Below are 12,926 nucleotides of genomic sequence, written 5' to 3'. Positions count from 1 at the left end.
ATAAATGTTTTTATAACTTAAGAAATCATTTGATTAGAAAGTAACTTTTACTCCTACGGAATATTTACGAATAGGAGGATAATTGTAATAATCCTTATTATAGGTCGTAGAAGCACCCACTTCAGGAGAAACACCCTTTACAGCTGTAAAGTAATGCAGATTGTTTCCTGCTAATGTAATAGCCAAATTTTGAATACCCAGTTTTGTCAGCTTATTTGTCGGTACATTGTATTGCAGACTTATTTCACGGATGCAGAGGTAATCGCCTTTGTAGTTGAACACATTCGATGTACGGCTAAAATTAGCATTTCCATCATCCGGGTCATTGGCTGTAAAACGTGCGTATTTTGTATTATCGCCCGGCTGTTTCCAACATTGTTTCACTTCATCAATCAATGTATAATTGTTTGCAAATGTATTCATGAAATAACGCATTTCTGAATTGTTGTTGATGGAGTGGCCTAAAGCCCAATCTACAAAGATATTCAAAGTGAAATTTTTATAGGTGAAATTGTTGTTCAAGCCTCCGGTTGAATGTGGAACTGTATAACCAAGCAAGAATTGATCTTGACTGTCAATATAATCTTTTCCATCTTTTGTCTGGCTGCCTTTACGGTTTTTCCATTCGTAATCACCGATTTCTTTACGTCCGGCTATGTTTTTCCCATCGGAAGGCCGATAACCTTTTGCGGAACTATCATACATCGCATTGTCTGCTTGTTCTTGTGTTTCTATAATATGATCAACCATATAACCATAATAACGATATAATGGTTCCCCTTCTGCTGTTCCACCAAAAGCTGTCCCATCTGCCAGTGTAATACCTCCTATACGGTTTTTGTCTCGTCCATTATCAGGGAGCTTTAAAACTTTATTTTTTACGTAGCTCCATGTAAACTTAGATGTCCAAATAAAATCTTTTGTTTCGATATTTGTGGAACTGATTTCGATATCGAAACCATAGAATTTTACTTTACCGATGTTGGTTTGAACATTGGCAAAACCGGAAGTATTTGGTAATTCTTTGCTAAATAATAGATTGTCAGTTCTTTTGTCGAAATAGTCTGCGCTGATGTTTAAGCGATTATTAAACATTGACAGATCGAAACCTGCATCTAACTGTGTAGAAACTTCCCATGTTAATCCTAAATTAGGCATAGTAGACGGAACAATTCCGGCAATTCCATCGTATTTAGCATTTGTTGAATATTTCCCATAAGCATCATAAAGGCCAATTGCATTATTCCCTGTTTGTCCATAGCTTATGCGCCATTTCAGGTTATCGATAGGTTTAATATTTTGCATGAAGGATTCGTCAGACATAACCCAACCCACGGAAGCACCAGGGAAAAAACCCCATTGATTTCCTGCTGCAAAACGGGAAGATGCATCCTCTCTAAATGTGGCAGAAAACAGATACTTCTTTTGAAAATCATAAGATAATCGGCCAAAATAGCCAATTGTGACATCCTCCGTAAAATCGCTTTTTGCGTCTTTTTTATTGGGACCTGCTGTTAATGTCGGAACTTTATCGGAACTGGCGCCTGTAACGGTTGCTTCCATTGATTGATTTTTATCTTTCTGATAGGAGTAACCTGCCATTACAGAGAAAGAATGATCTTTGATTGTTTTGTTGTATGTTCCATAGGCTTCCAATTTGTTTCTGTTTAATTCACCGAATTGTGCAGTGGTCGTGCGTAAACCACTGAATTCGTTGGCTTTTTCGAAACTGTCGCTTCTCCAGTGGTGATTGTAAGTGGACATTTGCACGTCTGCTCTCAGACCGTCAATAATACGATATGTCAACTTCCCAAATGCAGACATTCGTTTTTCCTCTTTGCTTTGATCATTGTAGTATTGATACCACAATGGGTTAGGCGAGGTTGCATTATAACCTTTTGTGGGTGTTCCATCTTCATTATATTTCTTTTGAGTCGGTGGAGTTGCTAAACCTCTTGATATAACATTCATCTGGTTAGGATATTCAGATGAATTGGTTTTAGAATAATCAAAACCCATTGCAAAAGACAATTTGCTGTTGATTTTTACATCCAGATTATTTCGCATGCTTAAACGGGAATAACCTGTAGCTAAAGCGACTCCCCCGTCATCTGTGTATCCTGCACTGGCACTGTATCTGACAGATTCACTTCCTCCATCAATTCCTACGTAATAGTTTTGCCACAGTGCATTTTTGTAGATTTCGTTTTGAAAGTTGTTATCTTGGAAAATCAGTGTTTTAGTCGGATCTAATGGATCCGGCATGGATTTATATCCGGCAGGTACGCTTTCCCCTTCTTTGAGGTAGCGAGTTGAATAGATCGAAGATTCTGTATTTCCTGAACTTGCAGAATAACCATCCATAAAGTTGTAGTGAGATTTGGGACCTAAGGCTACAGCCGGACGAACAGTATTGATATAATCTTCGGCATTCATAAAATCATACAATGTTTCTGCTTGTTGTAGCGCCAAATTAGCTTCGAATGTTATTCGGGGAGCTTGATTGGCAGATCCCTTTTTTGTAGTGATAAGAATTACACCATTAGATGCTCTTGAACCATAGATTGCAGTGGATGCCGCATCTTTTAAAACTTCAATAGATTCAATGTCATTTGGATTAATACCCGAGAATGCACGTTCGACACCATCTACTAAAATCAGAGGGTCGTTACTTTTATTGATGGAAGAACCACCACGGATGCGGATTGTTGCATCAGCCCCTGGAGTATTATTATTGGAGTATAGGCGTGCACCGGCAATTTTGCCTTTCAAACCTTCGCCAATAGTATTTACCGGAACATTTTTCAATGCATCGCCACTTACTTTTGTAATAGCAGAGGTGATTGTTCTTCTCGATTGTGTTCCATAACCGACTACAACTACTTCATCCAAGCCTATAGTAGAGGCGTTAAGTGTGATATTCAAAATGTTTTCGTTTCCTACTTTTACTTCTTTTGTTGTGTATCCGATAAAAGAGAAAAGAAGAGTTGCCCCTTTTTGCACATTGAGGTCGTATTTACCGTCAATATCGGTAATAGTACCTGTTGTTGTTCCCTTGACAGAAACAGAAACACCTGGCATAGTTAGTCCATCGTTGTCTATAACAACGCCCGAAATATTCATTTCTTGAGCAGAAATTGAGATAAATGGGAATAATAAGAGGACTAACAGTAAACATAAATGATTTAATTTATTCATCTTTGTACTGGTTTTAAAATAGTGCTATTTTAAGATTGACACGAGGGAATAAGTACCGGTCAAAGTTTTATTCCCCGTGTCTTTTTATTTAGATAAGAAACCGATTTTTAGCAAATCGTTTTTCAGCATATCATATTCTTCCTTGCTTACAGCTGGAATGGGCAGTCTGCATGGACCACAATCTATTCCGATCAAATTCATAATTGCTTTACCTCCTCGTACACCTCCTCCGTATTTAATGATTATTTTTACTATTTCTATTGATTTCATCTGTAATTTTCTCGCATGTTGGAAGTCTCCTTCTTCAACTGCTTTCAAAATGCCGTGGTAGACTTCGGGTAGATAGTTATAGGTGCTTCCAACGCCAGCAACTGCTCCGAATGCTAATCCTGAGATTAGAATTTCATCATACCCGTGAAGAACTTCAAATTCACCGTCATTTAATGCTAAACATTCACCCATTTCCATGAGATTATTGTGTGTGAATTTTGTTCCCGCTAAATTAGGCATCACTTTTTTACCCTCTGCCAAGAAGGTCGCAACAGGCAAAAATACACCAGTCATGGATGGCATATTGTAATAATAGAATGGTAGTTCTTCTGCACTATTGGCAATCGGAGTAAAAAAGTCAATCAAATCTTTGACAGTTTCCGGTTTGAAGAAACAAGGCGCCATTGCGGCAATAGCATCGGCTCCTGTCTCTGCTGCATGACGCGCTAATTCTATTGCTTCTACTTGTGAATTACTGCCTACATGGGCTATTACTTTAAACCGCCCATTTGACGATTTGATCCATTGTTCCAGAATTCTTTTACGTTCAATAGTCGTTAGGGATTGAGACTCTCCGGTTGTGCCGCACACGAATACTCCTGTCATATCAGATTTAGCCATCAGATCTGCATACTTATCGATTACGGAAAGATTAATCTTTCCTTGGGCATCCATAGGAGTGAAAGATGCCGCAATCAATCCTTTTAAACGTTGATAGTTTTTCATGTTTTTATTTTTTAGAGAATATTTTATATATTGTTAAATGATCTATGTTTTTGGCCCTGCCAGGAATAATCCAACTTGCTATATACCCAATAACGAAGCATGATACAAATCCGGTAGTTGTATATAGTAAAAGATGTACGGATTGCTGTTGGATGACGATCAGTTGTATAAATATACTGCCGATAATACCACATAATGCTCCTGCTGCATTGGCTTTTCGTGTGATCATTCCTAATAGGAAGAGCCCACCAAGGCTGCCTAAAATGATACCTAAAATTTTATTGAATTCATCCCATAATGATTTTATTTCCCAAGTTGCCATCATATAAGCAAAAGCTATTCCTGCAATACCTAAGAAAAAGGTTGCTATTTTTGCTGTGTGTAAGTTGCCTATTGCTTCTTTTTTAACTATCTTGCTATGAATATCGACTATATAGGCAGTGGCAGCCGAATTCATACTGCTACTGAGGGTAGACATCGCTGCGGCAAATATCCCTGAAATTAAAAGTCCTATGACTCCTTGGGGCAGTTGAGAATAGATGTACCAGGGGAGAATTGCATCTCCGTCTGTGATTGTCAAACTTAAATCTGTTGGATTATGTTTATAGTAAACATACAATACTGTACCTACGAAAAAGAAAAGAAGTGTTGCTGGAATAGTAAGAATTGCATTTGTCAGTACACTTTTCTGTGCTTGTTTTTCTGTTTCGGTAGTCATATAGCGTTGTACCATTGTCTGGTCTGTTCCATAAGTTGTCAAATTAGTAAAAAAAGTCGCAATTAGTACAGTCCATAATGTCGATTGCCTTAAGTCGAAATTTAAACTTCCCAAGTCGAATTTATTGTCAACTGATGCTTCTCTGATAATACCTGAGAACCCATCAGGGATATTGCATGCGGCCATGATAACAACCAGGATAGCACCGCCTAATAAAATAACAACTTGTAAAGCATCTGTCCACACTACGGCTTCAATACCTCCCATCATGGTATAGATAAGACTTAATATTCCCATCAGCCCTATGCAGAGAAATATATCAAAGCCAGTAACAACATTTAAGGCTATAGCTGGTAAGAATAAGACAATTCCCATACGACCAACCTGAAATAAGATGAAGGCTAAACTGCAAAGTACCCGAATTAAAGAACTGAATCGCTGTTCTAAATATTCGTATGCAGTTGTAACATTCAATTTGCGATAGAATGGAATAAACAAATATAATATGAGTGGAACAACCATTAATATACCTGCGTTTACAAGCATATAGCTCCAATCGGAAGAATAAGCCTTTGCGGGGATGGACATGAATGTGATGGCGCTCAGGCTCGTTCCGAAAATACTTAATCCGACAACCCACCAAGGGAGTCGTCCTCCTCCTTTGAAATAATCGTCTGTATTTTTTTGCTTTTTCGAAAAGTAGTAACCAATCCAGGCAAGAGATGCAAAATATAAAATGATGACAATTGTATTAACTATACCCAGTTTTTTTTCGAATGGGATGATTTCCCCTTTCAGTATATGAGATGTACGAATACCAGGCTTGATTTCACCGCTCCCAATAAAAAATGTATTGCCTTTTTGGGCAATATTGGTTGTAACGGAGATAGGATAAGGAGCAACCTCCTTTTTTATCAAACTTTGGGTGATGGTATGGTAAAGACGGATTGTATTGTCAAAACCTGGATGGTCATCGGAACCTGGAATTAATTGTGGTACACCACCCAAAAAAAGAATATGGTTTGCACCACAAGGTAATGCATTACCTGCCATGACAGGAAAACTTTGTTTCAGTTTTTTCCATGAATTTAAACGTGGGTTGAAGACATAGCCATCTGTAAGTGTTTTTATGTATCCGTCAGCTCTATAGTTACGTCCACTAAAAAGATAAAAGCATTTATCAAAACCGTCACTTTGAGATGTACTCACTGCATATCCTCGAGGCTCTCCCGGCCATGCTGGTAGCTCTATCCAACCTTTATTGCGGCTGTTGAGATCCAGAACAAAAAAATGGTTAGTAGCTTCGGGCTTTTCCATGCTTTTTTGGCCTCCAGCCACATATATTTTATCTCCGAGCAAAGAGGCGGTTGCATTTGCTAAAGGTACAGGTAAGGTAGGCCAGTCTGTATCAATTTTTATTTGTCCATCAATTAGCTGAATTTGAAAAACATCATTATAGCATTGGGTGGAATCGCAACCTCCAATGCATAATATTCCTGTAGGCAATTCTATAGAATTGCCGTATGCCAAGGCTTTTGGCATACCTTTTGGTAATACTAACCATTTGGGGACTGATTGGGTGGTGTTTATGTAATATATTGTATTCCAATAAGTCTTATTCCCTCCATTCCAAGGTGTGGCATTAGGAAAGTTTGCGCCTCCCGCAATAATTAGGTTGTCGCCTATAAAACCCGAAAAAGCTCCCGCAACTCCGATATTAGGCTTGCCGTCTAAATCAGGCAGAGTAAGAGAATTATCCCATTCGATTTTTTCCAATCCAGGATTAGTTGAAGGGATACTCCCTTTTAATGCTGTTGCTTGAAATAAATTCAATAAACAAGCCAGAAAAATTGTTCCTATTTTGACCGTATTAGACATGTTGTTAACAAGTTATTTATTCATTTTCTGCTATTCAAAAATCTTTTGTATACTTCAAAATGTTGTTCTATTGCTCTTCGATACCCGAACTCATCTCTGTTTTTGAGAAAATTAAGAAGGTCTGCGTGAGTAACTATCTGCCCTTGCTCTTTCATTTCAATATTAATAGGTTCTAATAAATCCTTGAATTTGTTTTTTACAAAAATCATTACGGGATGAATGATGCCTTGAAATTCAGAAATAGTTTTATTTCCTGTAATTTCATATAGTTTAGCGTGGAATGTAAACTCGCTAACTGGGGCATATTCATTATTTTCAAAGACAATTCCCATTTTTACAATTTCTTCCAGTTCTGAAATGTCTTCCGGAGTAATGTTTCTGAAAATATCGCTACATATCCCTATTTCCAAAGCAATTCTGAATCCTAAAATATCGAAAAGAGCTTCTTCTCCTAAAATACGTGGATCGACAACTCGTTTCATTCCTCCGAGAATTGTTGGCTCTGTTAGGATCATGCCCCGACGCGTACGAGTTTCTATCATCCCCATCATTTTTAACCGACTTAATGCCTCTCGAAGGACACTACGGGCTACACCCAGTGCTGCTGCCAATTCCAATTCATTAGGAATAGAATCCCCAGTGCGTATATCTTTTTCTTTTAAATAATTGAGAAGCCTGTCCTCTACTTGATCAACAAGGGTGATTGTTTGACTATGTACTCTTAATGTATCCATTACAATAATATTAGATGATAATTATGATTAATCTTATTTGTCTGACAAATAAATGCAAAAAATATATTATATGCAATAATTGGGTTTGTTTTTTTTGATAAGTTAACTATTTCTCTATTTCATCCAGCCAAATTTCCAAGCAAACCTGAGGAAATAGCTCCATTGTTTCCTGTACGGTGGTTGATGATTTCATCCGGTTGGCAATCTCGTCTGCCGTATTGGGATAGGCTGTTTCGATCAGATCGTTCAGGATGAAAGAGAAGAAAGGGGGATTTCGTTTTAGATAGCGATCCATTAACAGATAGCAGGTAGCGGGAGAGGATGACAAGACTTGATTTTTCAAGTCGGCGTACTCTTCCGTTTCCATATATTGATAGGGAGTATTTTCCAATCCCATTTCATCGCACTTGGTGAGGAAAGAATTGAATTTCTCATTGAACAGTCTCTTTTCTGTGCGGGAAGCCATTTTTACGCCTGCGTTGATGCGGGTACGGAGGTCAGGTGTTACCTTGAAAACATCCGGCTCCGAATAGTCTTCATTACTGCATGCTCCCAGCATGGCAATGATGAAAAGTGCCAACAGCGTAGCTAATAGTTGTATTTTTGTCATAATCTGTTTCCGATTAATGTTTCTTGTATAACTATAAGACGTTATATGACACTGAATTGTTGCAAAATAATACGACTTTTTTGAAAAAAAGTTATTTTATGGATTGTTTAGTTCATCGGAGCAGAGGAGGTTACATGCGTCGTGTCTGTTAACTGCAACGAGTCTTTGCGTAACAAAAGCGTATCCTGTCCGGCTATATTCGGATTATCTTTAGCGAATTTCTTCTTTTTTTTGATAATATCGGGAGTAGGCAAATTGTTGTAATTCTTCCATGTCCCGTCTCTTTTGGCATTCCGTTTGTGTATATAACTCTTTCTGCTGGTCATTTCTGCGAAGTCGAAAGTGACGAAGCCTGTGTTATGAGAACGGTTCATAGGATCGCTTTTCCATGCTTCGAGCATATTCTTGTAGACCGGTAAAATTTTTCCGGGAGGAGGTGCGTATAACCAGAAAACACCAGGAGGCAGGTCCTTTAATGCTCTTTTGCTGTGTGCCGAATCCGTTTGTATGTATTCGGTAAAATCTTTGAGGATGGGTAACGGGGTTACTGGCGACATCTTCATATTGGAAGCCGGTTCATCCAAGTTTATAAAAGAACCTGATTGAATCGCTTTCATCGTCTCAGGATTCAGTTCCAGCTTTTCTTTGCCGGACAGAACGTTCTGGAGCCAGACTGAATCCTTTTTTGTCCACTGCTGTGCAGATATATAATCGGCGCCTTTCAGACAAATCAACATCACTATAAGTAGCTGTTTGTGCATATTATATTATTGCATCACCTCTTTTACTTTTGTTTTTAACTCTTCACCTCTCAGGTTGCGGGCTACGATTGTCCCGTCAGGACCGAAGAGGATGATATGAGGGATTCCATTGAAGCCGTACAGGTCGGAAGGGATATTCTGAGCGTTTAATATTTGAGGCCAAGTAATTTTCAGTTCTTCGATCGCTTTCTTTGTATCCTCCGGCTTGTCCCATGTCGCAACGCCGACAACTTCAAATCCTTTATCTTTATACTGGTTGTATACTTCTGCCAGTACCGGCGTTTCAGCCCGGCACGGTCCGCACCAGCTTGCCCAAAAGTCAACCAGCGTGTATTTCCCTTTTCCTACATAATCGGAGAGAGAGACTTTTTCGCCATTTTCCATTTCGACTGTAAAGTCGGTGAAAGGTTGTCCTTCGGCTGTCTTTTTCAGGCTTTCGAGTCTTTGGGTAAGCCTTTGTATGACATTTCTGCTTTGTATGAACGTGCTTGATTTTGCAATTACCGGTTCCAATTCTTCCGGTTCCATGAAGTTAGCCAGCGACTGGAGAGCAAAAGCGCCCATATAATTGTCCTGATTCTTGTTGACGAAGCCGGTCAACATGGCTATATAGGCCGGTTTCCATTCGGTAATATAATAGTTTTTGAACAGTTCCCGCGCTTCCGTCTGATCGGTCGTTTGTTTTTTTATCTCTTCGGCTTTTGACTGATAGATGTTGTTGAGGCTGTCTTCTGCTTGTATGTAACTTGTAAATATTTCATTCAAAGGTGTGCCGGACGGGGTGTTCGGTTTTTCCATGTTCAGTTTGATTGTGCCGTTCTCAAGCATAAAATTCGTGTAATATTCTCTCCCGATTTGGGTAAAGCATAAAACGGCGGTGTCTATTTTACCGATGAAAGAGAAGGAGCCGTTTTCAATGGTTGTACTGTCCATTATCCGGTTATCATCACGGTTATGAATATAGATTGTTGTGCCATTGAATGTCGTATCAGGTATGCTGCCGGTTACGGTATAGGAGGACGTAGGATTTGTGCAGGATGAACCTGCTGCCAATGTGATTAACAAAGCTAATAGAGTGTTCGTTTTCATAAGAGAAATATTAATGTAAATAATTTATAGAGCGAATATAAAACAACTTATGGTACTGTATGATATAATTAGTGTAATTTGTCTTATCAATTTAAAATGTTAATTGTTTTTGGGATGTGTTGACTTAATTAGTTTTTGCTTTTCTTTTTTATTGTTCTCTTCATCTTGAAGATGTCAAGATTCAGTTCGCCGGTTGATTCGCTTTCCGTAAAAAATCTCTGTCTGTATCAAGTAAATCGTTCAATAGTTCGCTGCTGCATTCTGAAAGGCGCATTTGCTTGTCGGAGTCTTTCTCCTGTGCAAAAGAAGAGAGATTACGGGAGAATTCCCGAAGCTTGTTGAAGGATTCTTGAAATAATGTACAATCATCGTATCGTGTTTTTATTCTGTTTTGATTACTTCCGCCGGATTGGTAGCAGCTGCTCTTTTAACCTGGCGGAAAATAGAGAGTAGTACGATTCCACTGGTGATAAGGAAAACCAGCAGGAACAACCATACTGGCAATGTGGTGTGATTGGCGTACGTTTCGAGCCAACGTTTCGTTACTAAGTAGCCGACCGGAAGAGCAAAAGCGTTGCCTAATGCTACTAACATGAAATATTCCCGGAAGAACAGTTGGAGGATGTGATAAAATGTAGCTCCGTTTACTTTACGGATAGCAATCTCTTTCCGGCGTTGTTCGGTGGCGAGACTGACCAGCGAGTAGATACCGAAAGTGGAGATCAGGATACAAACCAGAGAAAGGATGCTAAAGATGGTAAAAATCACTTTTTCCGGACGGTTGAAAAGATCGACCAGATCGGATAACTCCGTAAACATTTTACTCCGGTTGACATTGTCATTCTGAATATGTGATGTTATTTCACGAAGATGCTCCAGCACCTCCTTTTTGTGTCCTTTTGCATAGCGGACATAAATAAGGTAAGGACGCTCGAAGTCTTTTACCATCGGATTATCGTATGTGGTAAAGAACAGCGGTAATATAGGATATTGCATCGGAGCATAGAGATAGTCCTTTATGACACAGCAGACTTTGGCTTGGCTCGCCTGTCCTTTTATATATATAGGCCGTTCAAGCAGATCTGTGTATCCCAATGTTTGTTGGCAAGTTTCATTTACCATATAGCTATATGGGTTTGCATCCGTCGGCCAGCTACCCGATTGCAGTTGCAGGTTGAAGAACGAAAAGAAGTCCTTGTCGGCAACGACCACCGGATTAAATTGATGGGGATCGGGCTCGTTCGGGTCGAAACAAAAGTACGAGTAAAAAGAACCATACCAATCTCCCTGCTCCGTAAAGACCGGAGTGTTTCCGCATGTGTACGTGACTCCCTCTACATACGGATGGTTGGCTATTTCCGGTTTCAAGACGCCCAGGTCTGTCTGATAAGCCGTGTTGTACCCTAAATCGACCTGTATGACCCGTTCGTAATCGATCCCTTTGTCTTTCGAAAGGATAAAATGTAACTGCCGGAACAACCCCAAAGAGGTGATAAAGAATAACGAACCGATAAATATCTGGATGACGATCAAACTTTGTTTGAAGAGGACCGGTCTTTGTATCTTGTGTTCCAAAAGATTTCGTATCGGATAATAACAGATAAGAAGGAACGCCAGGATGCTGATTCCGGCGAGCGACAGCGTATTGCCGAAAAGCGAAGTTCGTGAAAGGTGGCGATTGACGTTTTCGTAGATGCCGTACCGGTTCCATGTCGTGTAGCTTTCATAGTAAGGATAGAGGCTTTCGATCAGGCAGAAAGCGATCAGAAAGGCAATGATCAAGGGTAATGCCAGTTCGGTAAAACCTTTCATGATCATGCTTGTGGTTGAAGCTCCTACACAGAGGTAAGTCCGGTTTTTCTGTTGTTTCCGTTGCTGTTGCCCTATGAAAAGGACAAGCAGGTTGATCAGAGCGCTTAGGAAAGCCATTATCCCGGCTAAAGCTAAGATATGAATGTTGCGGATGCGATCTGTCAATTCGGGATGGCATCTGAGATGTACTTCGGAGGCTGTCAGCAGGTTTATTTTCCAGTTTTTTACCTGTTCGTGATTCCATTTGTCTTCGGCATGGCTTTTATAGTGTGCCAGTTTGTTCCGTACGTTCGTGACGTTTGCGTTCTTTTGGAGTCGCACGTAGGTCGTCATGCGTTTGACATGATTGGGTTGAGGTGTCTTGATCAACAGGAAGTCGAACAGTAGATCTGTATTATCCGGATAGTCCCGGATGACGCCTGCTACCGAGGGACGGAGGTTATCATCCAATACGACTTCCTTGCCGACGCAGTTTGTTGTCCCGAACAGTTTGTGGGCTGTCCGTTCCGTTAAAATGACGGAACTGCCGTCGGGAACGAGACCTTTGTGAGTCCCTTCGATAAAATCCGCCCGGAAAAGGTTGAAGAAGGACTGTCCGCTTTCCATCCCATGCAGTTTAATCGCCTCGTTGTCCTGTTTCAATGTAAAGCTGAGGGGGTTGAATGAACAGGAGACTTCGATTTCGGGGAGCAGCTTGAACAATTCTTCCCGGTCGTTAATATGTAACTGGTCCAGATCGGCTTGTGTTCCGTTGGCGCGCTTGACAAGTCCCTCCGTCGTCAGGCAGTAAAGCCGGTCTGCTTCCGGGTGGAAATTATCGAAATGTGTCTCCCACCGTAGCCAGTAACCACCTAAGATGAAGGCTGTAAATCCTACGGCCAAGCCGATAATGCTGACAATTGATTGAGTCCGGTATTTCAGTAGTTCCCGGAAAGAAATTTTTATATAGTGTGATAACATGATCCGATTGTTTGTTATAAAATATTGTTCAAATATATCTTTTAAAATCTTCGTACTGGTATCAGCTGCTTTTAGGCTTGCTTCTGACTTCAGGAAAGGCAAGACTGCTGCCCGGTTTCTACGGGGAGAGAAAAAAGTTTCCTCGGCATGAAAATAAATTTTCACCGGCG

8 protein-coding genes are annotated in these 12,926 nt (G+C 40.0%); all 8 read right to left on the bottom strand.

Annotated elements, in window-relative coordinates:
- Positions 1–33 precede the first annotated feature (33 nt).
- A complete protein-coding gene (locus tag H8S65_RS12245; RefSeq protein ID WP_186930241.1) occupies positions 34–3,198 on the bottom strand; it encodes a SusC/RagA family TonB-linked outer membrane protein in 3,165 nt (1,054 codons plus the stop codon).
- A gap of 84 nt (positions 3,199–3,282) precedes the next feature.
- Positions 3,283–4,194 (bottom strand): dihydrodipicolinate synthase family protein, encoded by a 912-nt coding sequence (locus tag H8S65_RS12240; RefSeq protein ID WP_186930240.1) that lies wholly within the window; start codon positions 4,192–4,194, stop codon positions 3,283–3,285.
- 4 nt (positions 4,195–4,198) lie between these two features.
- A complete protein-coding gene (locus H8S65_RS12235; RefSeq protein WP_186930239.1) occupies positions 4,199–6,790 on the bottom strand; it encodes a sodium:solute symporter family protein in 2,592 nt (863 codons plus the stop codon).
- 20 nt (positions 6,791–6,810) lie between these two features.
- On the bottom strand, positions 6,811–7,524 hold the full coding sequence (locus H8S65_RS12230) for a FadR/GntR family transcriptional regulator (RefSeq protein WP_186930238.1): 714 nt from the start codon (positions 7,522–7,524) through the stop codon (positions 6,811–6,813).
- Positions 7,525–7,630: 106 nt separating this feature from the next.
- Entirely contained in the window at positions 7,631–8,134 is a 504-nt protein-coding gene (locus H8S65_RS12225) for a hypothetical protein (protein ID WP_186930237.1), read from the bottom strand.
- Between the two features lie 107 nt (positions 8,135–8,241).
- On the bottom strand, positions 8,242–8,895 hold the full coding sequence (locus H8S65_RS12220; RefSeq protein WP_186930236.1) for a DUF4858 domain-containing protein: 654 nt from the start codon (positions 8,893–8,895) through the stop codon (positions 8,242–8,244).
- Between the two features lie 6 nt (positions 8,896–8,901).
- A complete protein-coding gene (locus H8S65_RS12215) occupies positions 8,902–9,984 on the bottom strand; it encodes a TlpA disulfide reductase family protein (RefSeq protein WP_186930235.1) in 1,083 nt (360 codons plus the stop codon).
- A 381-nt stretch (positions 9,985–10,365) separates the two neighbouring features.
- Positions 10,366–12,756, bottom strand: a complete 2,391-nt coding sequence (locus H8S65_RS12210) for an FtsX-like permease family protein (protein WP_186930234.1) — start codon at positions 12,754–12,756, stop codon at positions 10,366–10,368.
- Positions 12,757–12,926: the final 170 nt, after the last annotated feature.

This window comes from Parabacteroides hominis, from assembly GCF_014287585.1.
GTDB classification, from domain to species: domain Bacteria; phylum Bacteroidota; class Bacteroidia; order Bacteroidales; family Tannerellaceae; genus Parabacteroides; species Parabacteroides hominis.
The sequence above is the reverse complement of the archived record's forward strand: the minus strand, read 5'-3'. Positions and strand labels throughout refer to the sequence as shown.

Excerpts from the sequence above, each read along its gene's own strand:
- H8S65_RS12245 (WP_186930241.1), bottom strand. The coding sequence starts at position 3,198 with ATGAATAAATTAAATCATTTATGTTTACTGTTAGTCCTCTTATTATTC.
- H8S65_RS12240 (WP_186930240.1), bottom strand. The coding sequence starts at position 4,194 with ATGAAAAACTATCAACGTTTAAAAGGATTGATTGCGGCATCTTTCACT.
- H8S65_RS12235 (WP_186930239.1), bottom strand. The coding sequence starts at position 6,790 with ATGTCTAATACGGTCAAAATAGGAACAATTTTTCTGGCTTGTTTATTG.
- H8S65_RS12230 (WP_186930238.1), bottom strand. The coding sequence starts at position 7,524 with ATGGATACATTAAGAGTACATAGTCAAACAATCACCCTTGTTGATCAA.
- H8S65_RS12225 (WP_186930237.1), bottom strand. The coding sequence starts at position 8,134 with ATGACAAAAATACAACTATTAGCTACGCTGTTGGCACTTTTCATCATT.
- H8S65_RS12220 (WP_186930236.1), bottom strand. The coding sequence starts at position 8,895 with ATGCACAAACAGCTACTTATAGTGATGTTGATTTGTCTGAAAGGCGCC.
- H8S65_RS12215 (WP_186930235.1), bottom strand. The coding sequence starts at position 9,984 with ATGAAAACGAACACTCTATTAGCTTTGTTAATCACATTGGCAGCAGGT.
- H8S65_RS12210 (WP_186930234.1), bottom strand. The coding sequence starts at position 12,756 with ATGTTATCACACTATATAAAAATTTCTTTCCGGGAACTACTGAAATAC.